General features: G+C 72.2%; 23 protein-coding genes and 1 tRNA gene. 11 read left to right on the top strand and 13 right to left on the bottom strand.

The genetic code is table 11. The annotated features are described in order from the left end of the window. Positions 1-46 precede the first annotated feature (46 nt). The 3 genes from DEI98_RS09200 to DEI98_RS09190 form a co-directional block, all read right to left on the bottom strand. Positions 47-1,291 (bottom strand): cytochrome P450, encoded by a 1,245-nt coding sequence (locus DEI98_RS09200; RefSeq protein WP_111100558.1) that lies wholly within the window; start codon positions 1,289-1,291, stop codon positions 47-49. A 52-nt stretch (positions 1,292-1,343) separates the two neighbouring features. Next, positions 1,344-2,843, bottom strand: coding sequence for an FAD-dependent oxidoreductase (locus DEI98_RS09195; RefSeq protein WP_111100557.1), 1,500 nt, complete (start codon positions 2,841-2,843; stop codon positions 1,344-1,346). A gap of 282 nt (positions 2,844-3,125) precedes the next feature. Further along, complete coding sequence (locus tag DEI98_RS09190) at positions 3,126-3,881, bottom strand: GntR family transcriptional regulator (protein WP_111100556.1); 756 nt, start codon at positions 3,879-3,881, stop codon at positions 3,126-3,128. Between the two features lie 240 nt (positions 3,882-4,121). On the opposite strand from DEI98_RS09190, the gene DEI98_RS09185 reads away from it, so the two are divergent. Further along, entirely contained in the window at positions 4,122-6,293 is a 2,172-nt protein-coding gene (locus DEI98_RS09185) for a phosphocholine-specific phospholipase C (RefSeq protein WP_111100555.1), read from the top strand. A gap of 144 nt (positions 6,294-6,437) precedes the next feature. Here DEI98_RS09185 and DEI98_RS09180 read toward each other — a convergent pair whose 3' ends face one another. The 6 genes from DEI98_RS09180 to DEI98_RS09155 form a co-directional block, all read right to left on the bottom strand. Next, positions 6,438-6,932, bottom strand: coding sequence for a hypothetical protein (locus DEI98_RS09180; protein WP_111100554.1), 495 nt, complete (start codon positions 6,930-6,932; stop codon positions 6,438-6,440). A gap of 67 nt (positions 6,933-6,999) precedes the next feature. After that, entirely contained in the window at positions 7,000-7,665 is a 666-nt protein-coding gene (locus DEI98_RS09175) for a hypothetical protein (RefSeq protein ID WP_111046945.1), read from the bottom strand. An 89-nt stretch (positions 7,666-7,754) separates the two neighbouring features. Then, positions 7,755-8,294, bottom strand: a complete 540-nt coding sequence (locus DEI98_RS09170; RefSeq protein ID WP_111100553.1) for a GNAT family N-acetyltransferase — start codon at positions 8,292-8,294, stop codon at positions 7,755-7,757. A gap of 119 nt (positions 8,295-8,413) precedes the next feature. Beyond that, positions 8,414-8,656, bottom strand: coding sequence for a hypothetical protein (locus tag DEI98_RS09165; protein WP_111055364.1), 243 nt, complete (start codon positions 8,654-8,656; stop codon positions 8,414-8,416). A 203-nt stretch (positions 8,657-8,859) separates the two neighbouring features. Further along, positions 8,860-9,051 (bottom strand): hypothetical protein, encoded by a 192-nt coding sequence (locus DEI98_RS18845; protein WP_220035561.1) that lies wholly within the window; start codon positions 9,049-9,051, stop codon positions 8,860-8,862. A 258-nt stretch (positions 9,052-9,309) separates the two neighbouring features. Then, positions 9,310-9,382: transfer RNA gene (locus tag DEI98_RS09155), tRNA-Val, on the bottom strand. Between the two features lie 85 nt (positions 9,383-9,467). On the opposite strand from DEI98_RS09155, the gene DEI98_RS09150 reads away from it, so the two are divergent. From DEI98_RS09150 to DEI98_RS09130, 5 genes are read left to right on the top strand one after another with little or no spacing between them, the layout of a single operon-like run. Further along, positions 9,468-10,112, top strand: coding sequence for a SatD family protein (locus DEI98_RS09150; RefSeq protein WP_111100552.1), 645 nt, complete (start codon positions 9,468-9,470; stop codon positions 10,110-10,112). After that, positions 10,112-10,972, top strand: a complete 861-nt coding sequence (locus DEI98_RS09145) for a hypothetical protein (RefSeq protein WP_111100551.1) — start codon at positions 10,112-10,114, stop codon at positions 10,970-10,972. The genes DEI98_RS09150 and DEI98_RS09145 overlap by 1 nt, the downstream gene beginning before the upstream one ends. A 43-nt stretch (positions 10,973-11,015) precedes the next feature. Next, on the top strand, positions 11,016-11,549 hold the full coding sequence (locus DEI98_RS09140) for a hypothetical protein (protein ID WP_071405333.1): 534 nt from the start codon (positions 11,016-11,018) through the stop codon (positions 11,547-11,549). A 35-nt stretch (positions 11,550-11,584) separates the two neighbouring features. Beyond that, a complete protein-coding gene (locus tag DEI98_RS09135) occupies positions 11,585-12,565 on the top strand; it encodes an aldo/keto reductase (protein ID WP_111100550.1) in 981 nt (326 codons plus the stop codon). Continuing rightward, complete coding sequence (locus DEI98_RS09130; RefSeq protein WP_111100549.1) at positions 12,562-13,113, top strand: hypothetical protein; 552 nt, start codon at positions 12,562-12,564, stop codon at positions 13,111-13,113. The genes DEI98_RS09135 and DEI98_RS09130 overlap by 4 nt, the downstream gene beginning before the upstream one ends. An 18-nt stretch (positions 13,114-13,131) precedes the next feature. On the opposite strand, the gene DEI98_RS09125 is transcribed toward DEI98_RS09130, so the two are convergent. Both DEI98_RS09125 and DEI98_RS09120 read right to left on the bottom strand, forming a co-directional pair. Then, a complete protein-coding gene (locus DEI98_RS09125; RefSeq protein ID WP_254791666.1) occupies positions 13,132-14,706 on the bottom strand; it encodes a phenylacetate--CoA ligase family protein in 1,575 nt (524 codons plus the stop codon). Continuing rightward, positions 14,703-15,740, bottom strand: a complete 1,038-nt coding sequence (locus DEI98_RS09120) for a hypothetical protein (RefSeq protein WP_111100548.1) — start codon at positions 15,738-15,740, stop codon at positions 14,703-14,705. The genes DEI98_RS09125 and DEI98_RS09120 overlap by 4 nt, the downstream gene beginning before the upstream one ends. Before the next feature lie 106 nt (positions 15,741-15,846). On the opposite strand from DEI98_RS09120, the gene DEI98_RS09115 reads away from it, so the two are divergent. From DEI98_RS09115 to DEI98_RS09095, 5 genes are all read left to right on the top strand, one after another. Next, the gene (locus DEI98_RS09115) at positions 15,847-16,221 is read left to right on the top strand and encodes a holo-ACP synthase (protein WP_181437995.1); all 375 of its coding nucleotides are present in this window, start codon (positions 15,847-15,849) and stop codon (positions 16,219-16,221) included. Positions 16,222-16,302: 81 nt separating this feature from the next. Continuing rightward, a complete protein-coding gene (locus DEI98_RS09110) occupies positions 16,303-16,590 on the top strand; it encodes an acyl carrier protein (protein WP_110864673.1) in 288 nt (95 codons plus the stop codon). Continuing rightward, positions 16,587-17,762 carry an acyl-CoA dehydrogenase family protein gene (locus DEI98_RS09105; RefSeq protein ID WP_071405339.1) on the top strand — a complete coding sequence of 392 codons (1,176 nt, stop codon included), beginning with the start codon at positions 16,587-16,589 and terminating at the stop codon, positions 17,760-17,762. Before DEI98_RS09110 ends, DEI98_RS09105 begins: the two co-directional genes overlap by 4 nt. Further along, positions 17,759-18,739, top strand: a complete 981-nt coding sequence (locus DEI98_RS09100) for an amino acid--[acyl-carrier-protein] ligase (RefSeq protein ID WP_204166209.1) — start codon at positions 17,759-17,761, stop codon at positions 18,737-18,739. The genes DEI98_RS09105 and DEI98_RS09100 overlap by 4 nt, the downstream gene beginning before the upstream one ends. Further along, on the top strand, positions 18,736-20,322 hold the full coding sequence (locus DEI98_RS09095; RefSeq protein ID WP_111100547.1) for an alpha/beta fold hydrolase: 1,587 nt from the start codon (positions 18,736-18,738) through the stop codon (positions 20,320-20,322). The genes DEI98_RS09100 and DEI98_RS09095 overlap by 4 nt, the downstream gene beginning before the upstream one ends. A gap of 173 nt (positions 20,323-20,495) precedes the next feature. On the opposite strand, the gene DEI98_RS09090 is transcribed toward DEI98_RS09095, so the two are convergent. Continuing rightward, positions 20,496-21,422, bottom strand: coding sequence for an alpha/beta fold hydrolase (locus tag DEI98_RS09090; RefSeq protein ID WP_181437994.1), 927 nt, complete (start codon positions 21,420-21,422; stop codon positions 20,496-20,498). Between the two features lie 56 nt (positions 21,423-21,478). Next, positions 21,479-21,967 (bottom strand): peroxiredoxin, encoded by a 489-nt coding sequence (locus DEI98_RS09085; RefSeq protein WP_071248033.1) that lies wholly within the window; start codon positions 21,965-21,967, stop codon positions 21,479-21,481. Positions 21,968-21,987 lie beyond the last annotated feature (20 nt).

Genomic DNA, 21,987 nt, shown 5'->3' with positions numbered 1-21,987 from the left:
GCAGCGACCCTAGTGCCCGGGCTCCGCGACGCCGACACGGCTTCGGTCAGGCGGCGGGTCGGACTCCGTCGAAGGTGACACGGAGCTCACTCGGACCCCGGAGGAGCGCGTTGCGGCGGTACGGCGGCGGGTCGAGCACCAGCCTCGGGTTGACGAGCCGCCGGAACAGGGTGGCGAGGGCGATCTGGGTCTCCAACCGGGCCAGTGGGGCGCCGAAGCACGCGTGGATCCCGGCGCCGAAGCTCAGGTGGTCGTTGCCCGCGCGGTGCGGGTCGAACCGATCCGGCTCGGGGAAGTGCCGGGGGTCGCGGTTCGCTGCAGCCCAGGCGATCCACACGGGTGCGCCCTCGGGGATGGTGACGCCTGCGATGGTGACGTCGGCGAGGGCGATGTACTTCGGGGTCACCTGCGCCGGCGGTTCGACTCGGATGAGCTCCTCGAACACCTGCGCGATGGTGTGCGGGTTGTCGCGGATCAGCTCGATGGTGTCGGGGTGGCGCAGCATGGTCAGGGTGCCGTTGGCGATCATGTTGACGGTGGTCTCGTGCCCGCCGACGAGCAGCATGATGGACGTGTTGAGGACTTCCGTCCGTGACATCCGCCCGTCGGGGCCGTCGTCGTTGACGAGTCCGGAGAGCAGATCGCCCTGCGGTGTGCCGCGCCGGGACTCGGCGAGTGCGCCGAGGTACGCAGCCAGCTCACGGCTGGCATCGTCCGCTTCGCGCCGCTTGACCGCGGCGTCGGCGTCGTCCGTGGCCTCCGGCGGCGCGATGATGGCTGAACTCCACGCGTGGAAGCGGGGCTCGTCCTCCGGGGGCACGCCGAGCACGTCGCAGATCATCGCGACCGGGAGCGGGTACGCGAACGACTCCACGACGTCGATCTCGGTGCGTCCGGCGAACCCGTCGATGAGTTCGTTCGTGATGGCATCGATGTCCTGTCGGAGCCCGTCGATGTAGTCGGCGGCGTGCGGCGGTCCGAAGTGGCGCATCGTCTGTCGGCGCAGGCGGTCGTGCACCGGCGGGTCCGTCATGACGAACGCCGACGTCAGCGCGGGTTCACCCGGATCGCCACCCTCGGCGCGGTGCTTCGCCATGGGGTCGGAGCTGATCCGCGGGTCGTGCATGAGCTGCACGACCTCGTCGTACCCGGTGACGAGGAACGCGCCGTTGTCCAGCTGCTGCACCGGGTGGGTGCGCAGCTGCGCGTAGAGGGGGTTGGGGTCGTGCCGGTTGTCCTGCTCGAGCAACGTGTCCCACGTCGTCGACGCGGTGTGCGGGTTGTTCGTCATCGTGTTCTGCTCCTGTCGTCTGGCTCTGATCGGTGGTGGTGGGAGCCGTCCGCTAGCGTGCTGCGGCCACTCCGGGGTTCCGTGACGGGTCGACGGTCGGGTCCTCGAGCGGGAAGGACGCGCCAGCGGCGATCTGCGCGCGGTAGTACGGCAGCCACTTCGCCTGGTTGACGGCGACGGCGGCCACCAGGCGTCCGTCCCGGCCGAACGTGACGACACCGGATCGCTCGTCGAGGGACCCCTGGGAGACCTGCGCGGAGTCCGCGACGGATGGCTCTCCGACGGCCTTGAGGACGTTGCCGAACTGCATCGTCCAGAAGACCGCGGTGCTCTCGTGCGGCACGTTGCTGTCGTGCACGAGGTTCCGCGCTGCGACGTCGGCCTGGCTGACCGCGGCGCCCCAGTGCTCGCTCGTCCAGGGGCCGGGGCCCGCCGACGGGTTCGGGTGCCGCGCGATGTCGCCAGCGACGAAGACGTCGTCCATCGGTTGCCCGTCGGTGTCGAGCGCCCGCTGCGCGACGTCGCACAGCACCCCGCCGGCGTCCTGTGCGACACCGGACCCGGCGAGCCACTCACTGTTGGGAACGGCCCCGACCGCGACGACGGCCAGGTCGACGTCGACGGTGGAACCGTCGGTGAGTCGAGCACCGCAGAGCCGTCCGGTGTCGTCATCGAGCAACGCCACCACGCCCGTGCCGGTCCGGAGGTCCACACCGCGCTCACGGTGGACATCGGCCAGCATCCGTCCGATCGCGGTTCCGAAGACCTTCACCATCGGAGCAGGCCCGCGATCCACGACGGTCACGGGGATGCCGAGCGTGCTGCACGACGATGCGATCTCGCCGCCGGTGAACCCACCGCCGATCACCAGCACACGACGAGGCCGGTCCTCCAGCCGGGTGCGGATCCGTGCCGCGTCGTCTGCGGTGCGCAGCACGAAGACACCGTCCAGGGCAGCCTCGGACTCGACCGGCCAAGGCCGGGAGCGACGTCCGGTGGCGATCAGCAACCGGGTGTACCGGACGCGTTCCCCACCGTCGAGGACGACCTCCCGGCCGGACGTGTCCAGCGAGACCGCTGCGTGGCCCAGACGCCAGTCGGCGCCCAGGTCGGCCGCGTGCGGGAGGGTCGTCGTGGTGGTGTCCACGACACCGGTGAGGACCTGTTTCGACAGCGGCGGGCGGTCGTAGGGCCGGTGCGGCTCGTCCCCGACGATCGTGAGCTCGCCGGTGAACCCCGCTGCGCGCACCGTCTCTGCCGCACGAAGGCCGGCGAGCGACGCACCGACGATGACGACCGCGTCGCTCGACGTCAACGGCGCGGCACCGCGCGCCCCGGTGTCGGCATGCCGGACCGGGAGCCGCGTTCCCCCGACACGGATCGCCTGCACCGGACACGCCGCCGCGGACTCCAGGACGCGAGAACGCTCCTCCTCGCTCGGGTTCGGGTTGTACACCAACGCCTCTTCGCCCTCGAACCGGAAGACGCCGGGCGCCAGGAAGCAGCACTGCGCGTAGCTCTGACACTTCGTCATGTCGACTGCGATGTCCATGGAGTCCTCTCGTCGGGGTGTTGTGGTCCTCAGCGTGCGCCGATCCGGAGCGCGAGCGGTACTGCAGCGGGAGCGCCACGACTACTGCGGACGCAGTACGTCGGCCACGCGGGCGTGTGTGCCGGCCTGCGCTCGGGGACGTCACGGCCGGCGGCCGTCGCCGCCGCCGCCGCCGCGGACCGCACACGATGACGCTGATCCCGACTGCCGGCCCACGTCGTGGGGTCAAGTGGAGACGGACGGGAGGCCCGGTGCCAGCTGGCACCTGGCCTCCCGTCCGTCTCATCCCGCGTCGTCGTGCCCGGTGCCGGTCCGCGGTGCCGGTGCCGTTGCGGACGCCGTCCGGATCCGGAGCGGCACGGTCCCGGCGACGTACCGGTCGTCGCCGGCCTCGAGCGGGCGGCCGTCCTCGGCGGTGCTGGACCGGCGCACCTGCAGGAGGGCCGCGCCGGGCCGGACCCCGAGGAGCGCGGCGTCGGCGTCGTCTGCCAGCAGCGCGTCCACGGTGGTGACGGCGGAACCGACCCGGATGCCGAACCGGTCCTGCAGGGTCGCCGACACCGACGTCTGCCCGCCCGGGATCGTCCGGATGACGGCGGCGACCCACGGCGCGTAGGCGGTGCGCTCGAGCATGACGTCCACACCGTCGAGGGAGCGCACCCGCACGACGTGCAGGACGGGCTCGTCGTGCGCGGCGCGGAACAGGCGCCGCTCGCGCACGGTGGCCGGCCGTTCCTCGACCGCCACGACCCGCCCGCCGGGCTCGTGTCCCCTGGCCCTGGCCAGCTGACCGAACGACTCGAGCGCGCCGGCGTCGTGGCCGAGCGTCGTGGTGCGGACGCGCCAGCGGGAGCCCGCACGTGCCGTCAGGACCTGCCGGTCGCGGAGCAGCTCGAGCGCGTTCCGCACGGTGCCGCGCGCGACGGCGTAGTCGGCCGCCAGGTCGTGCTCGGCCGGCAGGACACCCGTGGCGTCGAACTCACCGCGGAGCACCCGGTCGGCGAGGTCCTCGGCGATGTCCCGGAACAGTGGTCGCACCCGGTGATCCTCCCCCGCCGCGGCACGAGCTGTCCAGGTGCGTCGGAGTCTTCGCGGGATCGACACCGGAACGACAGGGCTGCGCCGCGGCACACCTGGACAGGTCGATCCCGACTCCACCGGACGCGTTCACCCCGCCGCCACGGCCGGGCAAGGCACGGTTCAGCGCACCTCGTTGTCATGCTGACGGGCGCTCCTCCCCCGCAGCGCCCGCACTCCCACCGACCTGGAAGGCCCGCGATGAGCACGAGGAAGCCCGAACACGGCGCACCCGACGTCAGCCTGGACGCCGCACCACCGCTGACCCCGGACGCGGCGTACACCGCAGCGGTCCGCCCCGGCCTGAGCCGCCGGACGGTCCTGGTCGGCGGCGCAGCAGCGATCATGGCCGGCGTCGCCGCAGGGTCCGCGTTCGGACCGGGCGCGGCCGACCGCGCCAGCGCCGCGACCGCTCGTGCCGTCCCCACCGGCACGATCGCCGATGTCGAGCACGTCGTCGTGCTCATGCAGGAGAACCGGTCGTTCGACCACTACTACGGCACGATGCCCGGGGTCCGCGGGTTCTCGGACAAGCAGGCGCTCGAGCTGCCGACCGGACACGACGTCTTCCACCAGCCGGCGGCGGCCCGGACCGACGGCGGCGCCATGCTGCCGTTCCGGCTCGACACCACCCGGTTCAACGCGCAGAACGCCGACGGCCTCGACCACTCCTGGGGCGGTGGGCACACCGCCTGGAACGGCGGGGCCTGGAACCGGTGGGTCGACGCGAAGAGCGCCCAGACGATGGGCTACTTCACGAGCGAGGACATCCCCTACCAGCGCGCACTCGCCGGAGCGTTCACGGTCTGCGACGACTACCACTGCTCGCTCAACGGGCCCACGACGCCGAACCGGCTGTACCAGTGGTCCGGCACCATCGACCCCCGCGGCGCCCAGGGCGGACCGGCGACCGACAACCCGGCGGACTACGAACCGGTGTTCGCCTGGACCACCTACGCCGAACGCCTGCAGGCGGCCGGGGTCACCTGGAAGACCTACGCCAACGACGAGGTCGGCGACAGCTCCGCCGACCCCTACGTCGGCGACTACGGCGACAACCCGCTCTGGTTGTTCGAGCAGTACCACCGTGCGCTCGCGTCCTCCGACCCCGCCCAGCAGGAGCTCGCCACGCGTGCCGGGCTGCACGACGGGTGGAAGCCGAACTCCGGCAAGGGCCTCGACGTCACCCACCTGCTCAGCCAGTTCGGGCAGGACTGCGCGACCAACAGCCTGCCGACCGTGTCGTACGTCGTCGCCCCCTACGGCTGGAGCGAGCACCCGGCCGCCAGCCCGGACTACGGCGCCCACTACACGAACGCCGTGGTGCAGGCGCTCTTCAGCAACCCGGACACCTGGGCCTCGACCGTCCTGCTCGTCAACTACGACGAGAACGACGGGTACTTCGACCACGTCGTCCCCCCGTTCGCCGAGCCGGGCACCCCGGACGAGTACGTCGACGGCCTGCCCATCGGCATGGGTGCGCGCGTGCCGATGACCGTGGTGTCCCCGTGGAGCCGGGGCGGGTGGGTCAACTCGCAGGTGGCGGACCACACGTCCGTGATCCAGTTCCTCGAACACGTCACGGGCGTCCGCGAGCCGAACATCTCCGACTGGCGACGGACCGTCTCCGGGGACCTGACGAGCTGCTTCGACTTCAGCGCGCCGGACCCGAGCATCCCCGGTCCAGACGTCGTCCCCGGCATCGAGCAGACCCGTGCGCTGGTGGCGGCCGCCGACGCCGACCAGGCGAAGCCGCCGATCGAGGAACCGGCGATCGGTGCGCAGACCCTGCCCGTCCAGGAACCCGGCACCGTCCGCCGCCGGAGCCTGCCCTACCGGCAGCACGCCGACGCGACCGTCGACCGGAGCACCGGTCGGGTCACCGTGACCCTCGCGAACGACGGCCGCCAGGGCGTCAACTTCCTGGTCTACCCGAACACCGCGCTGCCGTTCGTCGCCCACCCGAAGACCGTCCCCGTGGGCGCCACCGCCGACTGGGCATGGGACACCACGACGACCGCCGGCGCCTACGACGTCAGCGTCTACGGACCCGACCGGTTCCTCCGGCGCTTCGCCGGCACCGTCGCGGTCGGTGGTCGGGCGACCGGCGGCGTGCCGCACGTCTCCGTCGTCCGGGACCCCCGCGGTCGGCGCACGCTGCAGCTCCTGCTCGAGAACACCGGCACGGGCGAGCTCCGCTTCGTGCTCGTGGCCAACGACTTCGTCGAGCACCGCGAGACCGCGCACGTCCGCGGCTCCGGGCACAAGACGATGCACTGGCCGCTCGACGAGTGGGGGTACTACGACGTGGTCGTCACCGCGGACGGTGTGCCCGGGTTCCGGTACCGCTTCGCCGGACGCGCCGAGCGCTGACGCGGGCCGACCCGCGTGGGTCGGCAGGGGCGGTCAGGCCGCGTCGACGACGAAGCGGGAGGCCCGGTGCCAGCTGGCACCGGGCCTCCCGTTTCGTCTCGTGACCGTCTCACGTCCGTCCCGCGTGCCGTCTCGCTTGCCGTCTCACGCGTCGGCGGCGGTCCCGGCGGGCGCCACCGGCGCGACCGGTGTCGCGGCGTCGGCGTCGGCGTCGGCGTCGGCGTCGGCTCGCGCAGCCTGTCGGGCCAGCGCCGCGTCCAGGAAGCGTTCGACGAACGGCAACGCCACCACGATCGCACCGATGACGGCCGCGACGGGGACGATCACCGTCCAGCCGCGCAGGATCGAGTAGATGGTGGCGCCGAGGACGACCCACACCACGACCGTGAGCGGCCGCACCGGACCGGCGTCGGCGAGCAAGTTGACCGCGTCGACGGCCGCGGGCAGCCCTCGCCGTCCGAGCAGTGTCAGCATGACCCCGATGACGATGAACCCCATCGCCCGGACGGTGCCGACCCACGCGACGTCGCTTGCCGGATCCGCCAGCACACGCTGGATGAACACCACTGCCGCAAGGACCCCGACGGCGAACAGGGCGACGATCACGATGACGGTCAGGAGACGGACGGAGCGGCGCACGAGGACTCAGCATAGGGACCCGTCGGGGGCGCCCGTCGCGGCGCCCCCGACGCACCAGCTCGACTCGCTAGGCGACGACCACCTGCGCGTTGACCAGGATGTCGTGCAGGTCGGGACGGAGCGCATCCTGCGAGGTCGTCCGGACCTTCACGATGAGCGCCGCTCCCGGCTTCGCGAAGGCGCGTGCGACCGTCGCCGACCAGGACCCGTCCGTGTTGTGCCCGGCGATCGACAGGAACTGCGCGGTGCCGCCGGTGATCGTCGGCAGGAGCTGCTCCTCGAGCCGGTCGGCCGGGAGCCCCGCCGCGGTGAACAGCTGCTCGGTGGCGGCACGGTCCCCGATCGTCGGGTCGAGGTCGGTGAGCCGCTGCTGCGTGATCGTCGCCACGGAGCCGTCGGCGTTCGTGTACTCACGCGACCCGGTGGTCGGGTCCTCGCCGGTCTGCTCCCAGCCGTCGAGTGCCGAGACCTGGAGCCCGAACGCGGGCAGCGTGCTCGCCGAGAGCGCGTCGCCGTCCTCGAACGTGAGGTCCTTCGTTGCCGAGTCGACGGTGGCCGGCGCGGTCGGCGTCTCCGTCGGTGCCTGGGTCGGCGCTTGTGTCGGTGTCGACGACTGCGTTGCCGCCCGCTCCGTCCCCGGTGCGGTGGTGCCGGTCCCGGCGCAGCCGGAGAGCGCGAGCACGACGATCACGGTCGCCGTCCCCGCGGTGGTGATCCTGGATGTGATGGACATGTGGTTCCCCCTCGGATCCCGCCGTGCGCCCCGTGCACCGGTGGGTCCGCCTGGAGCCTACGGGTCCCGGCGGCGGCGCGCCGCTCGGGTCACACGTCCGGGTTCTGTCCAGACGCGCCGAGCGATCTCCGGAGCACGACGAAGTGCAGCCCCGCGACGCGAGCGACGTGTGCCGGGAACGGTCGGGTCTCCCCCGTCGCGATGAACCCGCTCCGCTCGTACACGCGTCGCAGTCCCTCGTGCACGCTGAGCACCTCGAGCTCGACGGACTCGCATGCCATGGCTTCCTCGGCGAACGCGATCGCCGCGGTCCGGAGCCGCCGGGAGATGCCTCGGGACTGCCACGCCGGGTCCACAGCGAGCATGCCGAGGTGCGCCGTCGCCCGGTCGGAGGCCCGCAGGTGACACGTCGCGACGATGGTGGCGTCGTGGACCGCGACGAGCACCACCGACCGCGGGGCACGGATCATCGCACGCACCTGGTCCGGGGTCGTCCGCTCCCCGGTCACCAGCTCGGCGTCGCTCACCCAACCCTGTTCGTTGGCGTACGCACGGACGACGACCGCAGCGACGGACGCCGCGTCCGTCTCGGACGCCGACCGGATCTCGAGCAGGGGTTCGTCTGTCACGACCGCATGCTCTCACGCAGCACACAGGCCTCTCGCCGAGCTCTGCGCACGCTCATGCACTGGGCGGGCGCGGGCGCGCTCCGGGCGCGGGCGTGCTCTGGGCGCCGGCGTCGGGCCGGCTACGAGTCGTCGCCTGCGTTCCGAGCACGCTTCCGCGCCTGCGCGCGGGCGTAGGACACCGAGCCGATCTGCACGGCGGCGAGGATGATCCAGAGGACCGCCATCTGCGTGTGGAACCGGGACGGTTCGACGACGGCCAGGACGAGCCAGACCAGCGCGATGACCGCCCACACCCAGGCGAGCCACGGCAGGGGCTTGCCGATCAGCCGTTCCAGCAGACTGCGTCGCTGCATCTCGGTCATGGCGCTGACGCTACCGGACGCCGGAGTGATCGCCGAGGACCGCTACCGTGACCCGATGACACGTCGAACAGCCTCACGCCGGTGAGCGATCGCCCTCATCGCCCTGAGCGCTGTTGCACTCGTGACCTGCGTCGTAGCCCCTCCGGGGTGACGGCCACCCGCCACGCCTCGCCCGGCGGCTCGCTGCGACACTGCGGAGCAACTCAACGCTGGGCCGCAGGCCGCACGACGATCTCGTTCACGTCGACGTCGGGTCGCTCGGCCACCGCGTAGGAGACGGCGCGGGCGATCGCGTCGGCGGAGATCGACTCGGCACGGTAGACGACCATCGCGGCGGCGGCGGAGGCGTCGGTGATCGTTTCGGCGAGCTCGGACTCCGTGACTCCTGGTGACACGGTGGTGACACGGTGGTGACACGGATCCCGCGCGGTGACTCCTGGTGAAGCCCCTCGGTGATCGCCCGTGCTGCGACCTTCGTGCCGCAGTAGACAGCCGCCGTGGGCGAGACGTCGTAGGCGCAACTACTTCGGCAAGCTCGCGGACCTCGTCGAAGGCCACCTCGAAGCCGAATGGCTGTGGCCCCTCGGCGACTGACGGGTCGTTGGCCGGTCCCGGTGGAGGACCGGCCACGCACTGAATCCGAGTCTTCTCGGTGGGCCCTGCCGGGATCGAACCGACGACATCCACGGTGTAAACGTGGCGCTCTACCAGCTGAGCTAAAGGCCCTCACGACGATCCTAGAGCGTCACGGCAGTCGATGAAGTTTAGCCCCAGGCTTACTTTCGACGATATGAAGCTCTACGCTTAACCCATGCAGCCCGAGCCCGTGATCGCCGTGATCGTCGACCTGGTCGACTCCCGCACGCTCGAGGACCGCTCCGCAGCCCAGCAGAACGTCGAGCACGCCTTCGACAGTACCCCGGACGTCAGTGCACTCGACCCCCTCCGCGCCACCGTCGGCGACGAGTTCCAGGTCATCTACGCCACGCTCACCGACGCGCTGCTGGCGACCACGGCCGCGACCCTCGCACTCCCCCCGACCGTGCAGATCCGCCTCGGCATCGGCCGCGGGCAGGTCCGGACGATCGGCACCGGCGGCGCCGGCCCGCTGCAGGACGGCCCGGGCTGGTGGTCGGCTCGGGACGCCATCAACGAGACCCACCGGCGCGAGGACGGCCGGACCGCGTTCCTGCGGTCCTGGTACCACGACGCCGACGACCGCCACGGAACGACGGAGCGACTCGTGAACGCCTACTTCCTCAGCCGCGACCACGTCGTCTCGCGGCTCGCACCCCGCGCCCGCCGGATCGCACTCGGACTGGTGCAGGGCCGCACGCAGGCGCAGATCGCCGCGGACGAGGGGATCACCCCGTCGGCGGTGTCCCAGTCCGTGCAGAAGTCGGGCGTCGCCGCCCTGGTCGAGGGCCTGCGTGTCCTCGGGGACGGGGGCCGCTGATGCTCGCCGGAGTCCTCCTGACCCTCGTCGGGCTCGCCGACGTCGTCCGCGCACGGACCGGGACCGATGCGGCTCCACGGCGCGGGCTGACCGCCACGGTGATCGTCCTGCTCTGGGCCGCCGTGACGGCCGTGGCGGTGCTCGGCCTCGGCCTCGCCGTCTGGTCGGTGCTGGTCACGGTCGTCCTCGCAGCCCTGTGGGTCGCGACGACGATCCCGGTGCGGTCCGGTGGCGCGCCAGGCGGTCGCGATCGGGCACTCCCCTGGCTCCGACGCTCCGGGTCCTGGCCGGCCGTCCTGCTCGCGGTCGCCGTCGCCGTGCTGCTGCTCTGGGCGCCGGCTGCCGACCCCTCGGGCTTCGTGGTGGACTGGCACCGGGACATCGGCCCGTCCTTCGTCGGCGCGGTGCCGCTCGCCGCGATCGTCGCCGGGATCGGATCGGCGCTGTTCCTGGTCGATTCGGCCAACGTGGTCGTCGCCCAGGCACTGCCAGCAGAACTCTCCCCGGACGCCCAGCGCACAGCGGCGGCAGCAGCAGCCGGCCGACCGAAACGCTTCGGCCGACGACGCACCGGCAGGGCGTCGGACGAAGACGACGACCAACCCGGAGACCGCACGGTCACCCTCAAGGGCGGCCGCATGATCGGTCCGATCGAGCGCCTGCTCTTGGCCGGGTTCTCGTTGGCCGGCGCCTTCCCCGTAGTCGCCGCACTGATCGCCGCGAAGGGGATCGTCCGGTTCCCCGAGATCCGCCGCGAGACGACCGGGTACCAGGCCGAGTACTTCCTCATCGGCAGCCTGGTGAGCTGGGCGATGGCCTTCGCCGCCGCCGGCATGTGCTGGTTGCTGGCACTGGGCTGACGAACGCCCCCGGCCCCCGATCACCGCAGGTACGCTCTCCCCCGTGAACGGTGTCGGAGTCGGTGTCCTCGACGAAGCCGGGCGGCTCCGCCTGCTCGGCGCCGGTGTGACGGGCGCGGCCTTCGCCGTCGTCCTGGTCATGCTGGTCCTGTCCTCGTGGACCGAGGCGACCACCACCGTCCTGGTCTCGGCCGGTATCCCGACCGCCGTGGCTGGTGCCGCGATCGCCGTCGTCCTGCAGCGCCGCGCCTGGCGTGCCGAGGGCGGCTACGAACGGTCGATCGTCGTCCGCGAGTGGATCGCCGACGGTCAGGTGCCCGCGGGTGTGCCGGCGGACCAGTGGATCCCGCTCGTGCAGGCCCAGGCCGACCGTGAGGGCGCCGGCTGGGGCAAGGTCGTCCTCGGCGTGCTGTGGATCGCGATGACCTGGTCGATGCGCGACCAGCACGGCACGCTCATCACGACGATGCTCATCCTGCTGTGGAGCGCGATGGCCCTGTGGGCAGCCGTCTGGGTCATCCCCCGCGCGCGGGCAGCGCGAGCGCTCCTGCGCCGCGGCGTCTCGACGATCGGCTGAACCCCGCCCGCGCACGTCTGACTACGCTCGGACCCATGCAGAGTCGCACCCTCGGCCGCACCGGCCGCTCCGTCTCCCCCATCGGTCTCGGCACCTGGCAGTTCGGCGGTGACTGGGGTCCCGTCTCCGAAGCCGACGCGAACGCCGTCATGGACGCCTCCGTCGAGTCGGGCGTCACCCTGTTCGACACCGCCGACGTCTACGGCGACGGCCGGAGCGAGCAGCTCATCGGCGCGTGGCGTGCCGCGAACCCCGACGTGCCGCTGACGATCACCACGAAGATGGGCCGTCGCGCCGACCAGGTCCCCGAGAACTACGTCGCCGCGAACTTCCGCGAGTGGGTGGACCGCTCGCGGAAGAACCTCGGGCAGGACACCCTCGACCTCGTGCAGCTGCACTGCCCGCCGACCCCGGTCTACGAGGACGACGCCGTCTACGACGCCCTCGACGCGCTCGTCGCCGACGGCTCGGTCGCCGCCTACGGCGTCAGCGTCGAGACCGCCGACCAAGCCCTCACCGCGATCGCCCGGCCCGGCGTCGCGAGCGTCCAGATCATCCTCAACGCGTTCCGCCTCAAGCCGCTCGACCGCGTGCTGCCGGCCGCCCTGGAGGCAGGGGTCGGCATCCTGGCGCGCGTCCCGTTGGCCTCGGGGCTGCTCTCCGGCAAGTACACGACCGACACGTCGTTCGCCGAGGGCGACCACCGCAACTACAACCGCAACGGCGAGGCCTTCGACCAGGGCGAGACCTTCAGCGGCGTCGACTACGACGACGGCGTGCGCGCCGCGCAGACCTTCGCGGCCTCCCTGCCGGACGCCGTCTCGGTCCCGCAGGCGGCGCTCGCGTGGGTCATCGCGCAGGACGGCGTCACCGCGGCGATCCCCGGCGCGCGCAACCCGGAGCAGGCGCGCTCGAACGCCGCCGCCGGCGACCTGCCGCCGATCGAGGGGCTGGACGCCACCGTGCACGACCTGTACGACACGTGGTTCTGCGCGAGCGTCCACGACCGCTGGTGAGACGCCGGAGCGTCGCGGTCGCGGTGGCCGCACTCCTGCTGCTGTCCGGGTGCGCCGCATCCGGACCGGCCACCGCCCGCGACGCTCCGCCCTGGCCACGGCCGTCCGACCTGACGGCCCGCGCCGAATCCGCCGGGCTCCGGAACGTCTGGGGCGAACGGCTGGCCGAGCACGTGCACACGCACCTGACGATCCTGGACGGCGACGAGCCGGTGACCGTCCCGGCGAACATCGGGCACTCCGACGAGCGGAAGTTCGCCGCGGAGATCCACACGCACGACACGTCGGGCATCGTGCACGTCGAGTCCCCGACGGAGCAGACGTTCACGCTCGGGCAGTTCTTCGACGAGTGGGGCGTCTCGCTCGGTCCGGAGCACGTCGGTGGTCTGCGCGGCGAACTGACGGTGTGGGTCGACGGGCACCGGCGGATCGGCAACCCGCGCTCGATCGAGCTGACGGACCTGCGCCAGATCGTCCTCGTCGTCACGACCGTCGGCGAGGTCCCGCACCTGCCGGCCCCCTTCGACTGGCCCCCGCAGTACGACTAGCGCCGGAACCGGCTCGGCTCAGGCCTCCTTCGCCGCGACCCACGACAGGTCGAGGTCCCACTGCGCGACCGACCCGGCCGGCAGCTGCCACACGTACTCGTTCTTGAGCTTCTTGCCGTCCTCGCGGAACGGCCCCGTCCGGTACGGGTAGAACGCGACCGTCGGCAGCGTGCCCGGCGGCGCCGTACGGATCGCGTTCGAGAAGTCCTTGTTCAACCGCCGCAGCTCGGCGATCACGTCGCCCCGGGCGGCGTCCGCGTCGAACCCGCCGGCACCCGAGGCGAGCTGGAACGCGATGTGCAGCTGCCGGTCACCGCGGTCGTCCTCGTAGCTGATCAGCCGGTGGTTCTCGACGGCCTCGAGCAGCTCCGGGTCGCCGTACACGACGTCTCGCACCACGTCGGGTGCGACGACGGCGCCGTTGTAGTCGACGGACAGGTCGGACCGGCCGTAGTGGAACAGCAGCGGCAGGTCGAGCTCGGCCTCGGCGGCGAGCGCCGCGTGCCCCGTCGCCCGCAGCACGGAGCGGAGTTCCTTCATCCGCACCACGTGTCCGCGGTCGTGGATGTTGTAGCGGATGCGTGGGCTGATGTTCTCGGAGCGGGCGATGGTGACGACGAGTTCGCCGAGGTCGTTCGTCTCGATCAGGTAACCGAACGGGTTGAACTGGAACACCATCGGCAGCACCCCGTACTCGCCCTGCTTGGTGAGGGCGGCGGAGAGTTCCGGTGAGGCGGCGATCGCCCGGCGCAGCTGCACGCTGAACGGCGTCTCGATGCCGAGGTTGATCTCGAGGTCGCTCGCCCCGTAGGAGCCGAGCACGGCCTGGGCGTACTGCTCGATGTGGGCGCGCATGTTCTCGCTGATGCCCTCGCCCCCGAACGCGGCGACGATCGTGTACTGGCTCCAGTCGAGCCGGTCATCCTCGAACAGGGCCTTCAGGAACGGTGGGTAGCTGCAGATGATGTAGGTGAAGTCGGTGCCGAACTCGCGCATCGTCTGCACGATCTTGTCGCGGTCCGGGCCGATCGACTTGATCATGGAGGACTCGGTGAGCGAGGCCGTCACGTTCATCCCGGTGGCCCAGGCGCCGAGCGAGAAGGCGTTGAGCACGAAGGGCTGCTTGGACAGGTCCTTGGCGGTGCGGGAGAACCCGAGCTGCAGCAGCTGTCGGGTGGCCTGGCGTTCGTCGGGGCCGCGCACCCAGCTGGTCGGGGTGCCGCTCGACCCGCTGGACTCGTCGACGACGACGCCGCGTCGGGGCAGGCGTCCGTCGATGCAGCGCTCGGGGATGCTCCAGCGCTTGACGTAGGAGTCCTTGTCCATCTCGGGCAGTCCCGAGATCGCCGCGGCGATCCCGCCACGGGTGTCGAGCCTGGAGGCGCGTCCGGACTCCGCCAGGAACGCCCGGTACGCGGGGACCCGCTTCGCAGCCCGTTCCGCGGTCCGCCAGGCGCGCCAGCGTCCGAGGGTCCAGCGGAGCGGCTCGATGCCCGGCGTGAGCAGGAGCTTGTGGGTGCCGACGCGGGGCATGAACAGTGCGACGAAGGTCTCGACCACCCACACCACCGAGAACACCGCTGCGCGCTTCACCGGGCACCGCCGACGGTCATCGCTGCTGCGGGTCGGCGGTGTGCCAGGGGTGGTGGGTCGCTGTGTCCGAAGCGGAACAGCATCCAGGCCATCCGCCCGTCGGACTCGTCGACGCCCGCGCGTTCCACGAACGCGGCGTGTGACCGCGGGTTGGTGATCACGGTCCCGAAGGGGTGCATGGCGATGCCGCGTGCGGAGAACTCGAGCCAGATGCGCATGAAGACCCGTCCGGCCTCGACGTACTCGGCCGGGGTGCTGAACGGTCCCTCGAGCCAGGCGAGCTGTCGGACGCCCCGCATGGTGGACAGGTACACCCTGCGGAAGACCCCGCCGATGCCCGGGGCCTGCCAGAGTCCGCGGTGTTCCATGGCGAACCGGAGCACCGGGCCGGGCATGAGCATCGTCTCGGCGGACAGCCCGTCACCGGTGGCCGCTGCCTGTCGCTTCGAGAACCGCAGCCAGTGCAGGATCTCGTCGTGCACGGCGTCGTGCTGCAGGTCGTCGAACAGGGTCTCCTGGTTGACGCGCACGATCTCGTCGACGGTGGCCCGGTCGTCGGTGGTGCGGAAGCGCTGCCCGGCAGCCGACGCGATGGCGGACGCGGCCTCGATCGCGGTGGCGTCGACGAGCGTTGCGTCGTAGGGCCTGCGTGAGGTGCGCCGTGCGAGGAAGCCGGACAGGGCCTCCCGGTCGTCCGCGGTGACCACGTGCGGACGCAACGTCACCGTGCCCAGCCGGTGCAGGCGGTCGTCCGCACCAGCGTCGAGCCGACCGAAGTCCATCTCGGCGTGGTCGAGCCGTTCCTGCACGGTGTGCCCGTGCGCTCGTGCCACCACGTCGAGCCCGGCCAGGAACACCCCGGCGCAGACGTGCCCGAACGGGATGCCGAACGACTCCGCCGGCAACCCCCGTCGCAGGTCGTAGAACACGGTCGCGGTGCGGTCGTCCTCGACGCGCACGACGATCGGTTGCGAGTTGTGCGGCGACGGGTAGTGCCGCGCGTCCTCGATGATGCCCGTCCACGCTGATGCCATCGTTCCCCCTCGGTGGTCCCTGGCGACGATCATACGAACCCCCGGCGTGCCCCATGCCGGTCAGGGCATGCACTGTGGACAACCGGTGCGTAGCCTGCTCCTCGTGATGACCATCCGCACCGGCACCGACCTCGCAGCGGTCGAGGACGTCGTCGACGCCGTGACGGCGCACGGCGAGCGGTACCTGGACCGGGTGTTCACCCTGCGGGAACGCACCGACACCGGCGATGACCCGGAGCGCCTCGCTGCCCGGTTCGCGGGCAAGGAGGCCGTCGTGAAGCTGCTGCGGCCGGCTCCGGACCAGGCGATCCCGCTGCGTGACGTCGCCGTCGTGCTCGACGCCGGCGGTGCCCCCACGGTCGAGCTGTCCGGGGAGGCCGCGGCCCTGGCGGAGTCGATCGGGTGCGGCCCGATCGCGGTCTCGTTGGCACACGAACGGGGGCTCGCGGTGGCGACGGCGGTGGCCCTCTCGGAGCGCTGACCCGGCGCTCCGGACAGGGGTGCGGTTTCCCGCACCCGCACGGCGGTTTCCCGAGGGCCGTTCCTCTTTACGGTTGCAGTCATGGAACAGGACCCGAACCCCTCCAGCAGCACCGCGACGATCGCCGACACGGCCACCGACCGGGCCGTCCGTCGCGCCCTCGCCGAGCACGGCAGGCTGACGGTCGACGCGTGGGACGTCGCGTCGATCGCCGACCTCTACGCCCTCGGCCTGACCTCGCACGCCACCGTCAACGTGATGCTCGCGGTGGAGTCGGACCTCGATGTCGAGTTCCCCGACTCGGTGCTGAACCGGTCCACCTTCGCGAGCGTCGAGTCGATCACCGCCGCGGCGGAGCTCGCCTCGTGACCCTGGTCCTGCCGGCACCGTCGGTCGTCGACCGCTTCGCCGAGCGTGCGAGCGCGGTGGCCGAGGTCGCCGCACAGTTCGCCGACGAGGTCGACCGCGACGCCCGACCCCCGCGCGAGGCCATCGCCGCGATGCGGGAGTACGGCCTGCTCGCGGCAGCGGTGCCGACCGAGCACGGTGGCGAGGGTGCTTCCGTGGCGGAGCTCTCCGCGATCGCGACCGAACTCGGCCGGGCCTGCGCCGCGACCGGCATGGTGTTCGCGATGCACCAGGGCCAGGTCATGGCGCTCTGGCGGCACGGCGGCGACGGTGCCGGCGTGCTCGAGACGATCGAGGCCGTCCGGGGCGGGGCACTCGTCGCGTCAGCCACCACCGAGCGCGGCGTCGGAGGCGACGCCCGGCGGTCCACGTGTTCCATCGAGCCGACCGACGACGGCCGGATCCGCCTGCGCAAGGACGCGCCGGTGATCTCGTACGCCACCGAGGCCGACGCGGTGTTCGTCACCGCCCGTCGCGACCCCGACGCCCCGGCGTCGGACCAGCGACTGCTCATCTGCCGCACCGACACGATGGTCCTGTCGCAGACGTCCACCTGGGACACCATGGGGCTCCGCGGCACGTGCAGCAACGGGTGGATCCTCGACACCGAGACGACGACCGACCGGGTGTTCCGCGACGACTACGCCGCGATCTCCGCCCAGACCGTCCTGCCGGTGTCGCACGTGCTCTGGGCCTCGGTCTGGCTCGGCATCGCGGTCTCGTCCGCCGAACGTGCCCGCAGCGCCGTCCGCAAGCAGGCCCGCGCCGCCGTCGGGACGACCCCGCCCGGTGCCCTCCGGCTCGCCGAGCTCCTGGTCGACCTGCAGGCCCTCGCCGATTCGGTGCGACACGCCGCCGAACGGTTCGACGCCGCCGCCGACGACCCGGACGTGCTGGCCTCGAGCGCGTACGCCCTGGCCGCGAACGCCCTGAAGATCGGTGCGTCCGAGCGCGTCACCGACATCGTCACGAAGGCGCTGCGCATCGTCGGGATCGCGGGCTACGCCGCCTCGGGTCCGATGAGCATCGCCCGACACCTCCGAGACGCCCACGGGGCCGCCGTCATGGTGAGCAACGACCGTCTCCTCAAGAACGACGCCGACCTGGCCATCATGACGGGAGTGATCCTGTGACGATCACGGACACCACCACGCACACCACCGACACCACCACCGCGGACACCGCCGCCGACGCAGCCGCGCTCGACGCCGCCCGCGCAGCCCTCCGCGCCCGCCTGCTCACCGACGGCGTCCTCCTCGACCTCGGCACGCCCGGCCTCTACGGCCGCACCGGGGTCTTCGAGCGCGTGTACGCCGCGGTCGACGCCGCAGCGGTGCGCAGCCAGCAGCACCTCGGCGCCGAGGTCCTGCGCTTCCCGCCGGTCGAGCCACTCGCGTCGTTCGAGCGCACCGACTACATCGCGTCGTTCCCGGACCTCGCCGCGTCGATCTCCGGGTTCACCGGCGACGACCGCACCCACCGCGCACTGCTCGCCGCCCGCGAGCGCGGTGAGCGCTGGGAGGGGTTCCTCGAGCCGGCCGACCTCATGCTCACCCCCGCGGTCTGCCACCCGGTCTACGGCCTGATCGGCGACACCGTGCCGCAGCAGGGCCGGTTCTTCGACGTCCTCGGCGACTCCTTCCGCCGCGAGCCCTCGCTCGACCCGATGCGTCTGCAGGCCTTCCACATGCACGAGTTCGTGCACGTCGGCACCCCCGCGTCCGCGGCGGCCCACCGGGACGGCAGCATCCCGGTGATGCGCGCGCTGCTCGAGTCGTTCGGGCTCGAGATCGACGTCGTCCCCGCCAACGACCCCTTCTTCGGCCGCGTCGGGCAGATGCTCGCCCGCAACCAGGTCGAGCAGGCGCTCAAGTTCGAGTTCGTGACGAAGGTCTACGGCCCCGACCACGACGCCACCGCGATCAGCTCCGCGAACCTGCACGAGGACCACTTCGGCACCTCGTTCGGCCTCCGCACCGAGGACGGACAGGTCGCGCACAGCGCCTGCATCGCGTTCGGCCTGGAACGCATCACCATCGCCCTGTTCGCCGCCCACGGCACGGACCTCGACGCCTGGCCGGCGTCCGCCCGCGCCGCCCTCGCCCTGTGACCACGCTGCACGGCTGGTCCGGATCGCCGGCGATCCGCGCAGCGGTCCAGCTCCCCGCCGCCGCGCGCGCCGGCGTCGTGATCTGCCCGCCGCTCGGGCAGGAGGGCGTCATCGCGTACCGCACGCTCCGTCTGCTGGCCGACCGCCTGGAGGCCCGTGGCATCGCCTCGGTGCGCTACGACCCGTCCGGACGTGGTGACGGCGCACCCGACACCGCGCCCGACGCGCAGGTCCGGTCCGCACGCCACGCCGTCGCCGTGCTCCGCACGACGGGGGTGCAGCACGTCGCCTTCGTCGGGCTGGCCTCGGCGGCCCTCGTCGCGGCGAACGCGGCCGCGGACACCGACGGCCTCGTCGTCTGGGACGCCCCGGCATCGGGCAAGGGGTGGCTCCGTCGGCAGCGCGCCCTCGCGACCATCACGATCGGTCCCGACCGCGTGGTCGACGGCGTCGAGAGCCTCATCGGGTTCGACGTCGAGCCGGACGAGGCCGCCGCACTCGCGGACCTTGCCTTCGCCCCGCGCACCGGGCCCACCGTCGCGCTCGTCCGTCCGGGCGCCCGGCCGCCGAAGCCCCTCGGTGACGTCGACGTGACCGAGGTCACCGGCAGCGCCGAGCTCCTCGACGGCACGAGCATCCACGCCCGCATCCCCGGAGCCGCCGTCGACACCGTCGTGGCCTGGCTCGACACCTGGGCGCCCGAGACGGCGGTGCCCGTCCGCACGCCCGTCCTCGACGAGGTCCTCGACGTCGACGGCCGCGTGTCGGAGCGGATCGTGCACCTCGGCGATCAGGGGCTGTTCGGGATCGAGACCGTCTCGTCCGCCCAGCACCACGACGCCCCCGTCGTCGTGCTCCACAGCGGCGGCGCCGAGCACCGTGTGGGGGCCACCGACTACCAGGTCGAACTCGCCCGCGCCCTCGCCCGCGACGGCGCCCGGGTCGTCCGGGTGGACCGTCGTGCCACCGGCGAGAGCACCGGCGTGCACGAGGACGAGCGGAGCTTCCTGTTCGCCCAGGAGTGGGTGGAGGACCAGTCCGCCGTCGTCACCGCACTCGCCACCCCCTCGGACCGGCTCGTGCTCGTCGGCATGTGCGCCGGCGCCTGGGTCGCGGGCCGCGCCGTCGAGGAGGCCCCGCGCCTGGTCGTCGAGATCAGCCCGAACGACTACCGTCGCGTCCCGGCAGAGCCCGGCTCGTACGCGGACGGGGTCCGGGCGATCGACGCCCCGTCGCCCGCCCGGATGTGGGTACGCGAGCGGTACAACCGCTTCGTGCCGAAGGCCGTCCGCGACCGCATCGCCCGCCGCGACCGGATGGGCGGCGTCGTCGGCCACGTCCGCCCGCTCGTCGAGCACGGCACCGACGTCGTCGTGATCGTCGCCCCCGAGGACGCCGCCCTGTTCGACCGGCTCGGTGGGCAGAAGGCCGTCCGGCGCTGGCCCGGTGACGACCGTCGCGGCTCGGTGTCCGTCGTCCGCGTCGAGGACGGCGACCACGCGTTGTTCTCCCCGACGATGCGCGAGGCCGTGGTCGCCGAGGTGCGCTCCCGCGTCGCAGCGACGTTCCCCGTCCACACCTGACGCGCCCCGACCGGCGGGCAGACCGTGCAGGTGCATGTTCCGACGATCCACGCGTCGAACGACTCGTGTGGGGTCGCCACATGCACACGCATCCGATGCGGGTGCATGTTCCGACGATGCACGTGTCGAACGACTCGTGTGGTGTCGCCGCATGCACACGCATCCACGTCGGCTCAGCGCAGGCCGAGCTCCCGCGCGACGGCGTCGGGACGCTCGACGTGGGCGAAGTGCCCGCAGTCGTGGAGCAGGACCGTCCGGACCTGCGGCACGAACGCCCGCAGCGCCTCGAGGTCCGAGACGCGGGCGAACACGTCGTCGCGCCCGGCGATCGCCGTCACCGGGCAGGTGATCCCACGCCACCGGTCGACGTCGTACGCAGCCGCCGACCGTGCCGCCTCGGTGAACTGCTCCGGCCGGAGCTCCTCGACGAAGGCCTCGAGCACGCTCGGGTCCAGACGTCGCACGTGCGTGAACACCGGCGCCGCGACGAGCGGCAACAGGCCGATCCGCGCGATCCCCCGGAGCAGCGGACGAGCGGCGACCCCGGTCACCGTGAGGCCCGCACGCAGCAGGGTGAACGCCGGCAGGGTGCCGAGCGCCCGCACCGGGTGCCGAGCCGCACCGGCGGTCGCGACCGTGGTGCCGGACACCAGGGCGAGCGACCGAACCCGCTCGGGCGCCACCACGGCCAGGTGCAACCCGACGAACGCGCCCATGGAGTGCCCGACCACGTCGACCGCGCCGAGGGCCAGCGCACCGAGGACCGCCGAGACGGCAGCCGTGACGGCGTCGAGCCCGAGCGGACCGTCCGGAGCCGGCGAGGACCCCCAGCCGGGCAGGTCGACGAGGACCAGCCCGCGGTCCCCGATCCCGTCCGCGGCACGCAGCAACGGTGTCCACGTCGACCAGGAGCCCGCGACGCCGTGCAGCAGCAGGAGCGGGTCCGGGCCGGCGCGGTGGTGCACCACGACGGGCCCGGTCGGGGCCTCCACGACCGTGCGGGTCAGCCCCCAGACGCCGGGCGTGACGCGCACCGGGTACGGGGCGTACGCATCAGCGGCGACCCCGCGACCACGCGGGTCGGTGTCGATGGCGTGCACCGGGCCTCCTGTCCGACCGTCGACGCGGACGCGTCCGTCAGGAGGGATTCGGAACGCTAGCCGACGGGGACGGGTGCCGAGCAGGCGGCGAGCCGGTCGAGGGCCGCCTTGTACTCGGCGACGTCGCGCTGCAGGCCGGGCTCGGTGATGATCGAGGCCTTGATGCGGCCCTGCACGTCGATGACGAAGGTCGCGCGGGTGGCGAAGCCCTTGTTCTCGAGGAACACGCCGTACTCCTTCGAGACCGCGCCGTGCGGCCAGAAGTCGGCGAGCAGCTCGAAGTCGTAGCCGTTCGTCTCGGCGAACGAGCGGAGCGTCGCCTTCGAGTCGACCGAGATGCCGAGCAGCTCGATGCGCTGGTCCTGGAACATCGTGATGTTGTCCTGCAGGGTGCAGAGCTCGTTCGTGCACCCGGACGAGAACGCCAGCGGGAAGAAGACGAGTGCGACCGGGCGGTTGCCACGGAAGTCGCTGAGTCGGACGTGCTCACCGAACTGGTTCGGGAGCTCGAAGTCCGGCGCGAGTGAGCCGATCTCCAGTGCCATCGCTACGTGTGCTTCTTCCT

The organism is Curtobacterium sp. MCLR17_034, from assembly GCF_003234485.1.
GTDB classification, from domain to species: Bacteria; Actinomycetota; Actinomycetes; order Actinomycetales; family Microbacteriaceae; genus Curtobacterium; species Curtobacterium flaccumfaciens.
The sequence above is the reverse complement of the archived record's forward strand: the minus strand, read 5'-3'. Positions and strand labels throughout refer to the sequence as shown.

Excerpts from the sequence above, each read along its gene's own strand:
- DEI98_RS09200 (WP_111100558.1), bottom strand. The coding sequence starts at position 1,291 with ATGACGAACAACCCGCACACCGCGTCGACGACGTGGGACACGTTGCTC.
- DEI98_RS09195 (WP_111100557.1), bottom strand. The coding sequence starts at position 2,843 with ATGGACATCGCAGTCGACATGACGAAGTGTCAGAGCTACGCGCAGTGC.
- DEI98_RS09185 (WP_111100555.1), top strand. The coding sequence starts at position 4,122 with ATGAGCACGAGGAAGCCCGAACACGGCGCACCCGACGTCAGCCTGGAC.
- DEI98_RS09175 (WP_111046945.1), bottom strand. The coding sequence starts at position 7,665 with ATGTCCATCACATCCAGGATCACCACCGCGGGGACGGCGACCGTGATC.
- DEI98_RS09165 (WP_111055364.1), bottom strand. The coding sequence starts at position 8,656 with ATGACCGAGATGCAGCGACGCAGTCTGCTGGAACGGCTGATCGGCAAG.
- DEI98_RS09150 (WP_111100552.1), top strand. The coding sequence starts at position 9,468 with ATGCAGCCCGAGCCCGTGATCGCCGTGATCGTCGACCTGGTCGACTCC.
- DEI98_RS09145 (WP_111100551.1), top strand. The coding sequence starts at position 10,112 with ATGCTCGCCGGAGTCCTCCTGACCCTCGTCGGGCTCGCCGACGTCGTC.
- DEI98_RS09135 (WP_111100550.1), top strand. The coding sequence starts at position 11,585 with ATGCAGAGTCGCACCCTCGGCCGCACCGGCCGCTCCGTCTCCCCCATC.
- DEI98_RS09120 (WP_111100548.1), bottom strand. The coding sequence starts at position 15,740 with ATGGCATCAGCGTGGACGGGCATCATCGAGGACGCGCGGCACTACCCG.
- DEI98_RS09115 (WP_181437995.1), top strand. The coding sequence starts at position 15,847 with ATGACCATCCGCACCGGCACCGACCTCGCAGCGGTCGAGGACGTCGTC.
- DEI98_RS09110 (WP_110864673.1), top strand. The coding sequence starts at position 16,303 with ATGGAACAGGACCCGAACCCCTCCAGCAGCACCGCGACGATCGCCGAC.
- DEI98_RS09085 (WP_071248033.1), bottom strand. The coding sequence starts at position 21,967 with ATGGCACTGGAGATCGGCTCACTCGCGCCGGACTTCGAGCTCCCGAAC.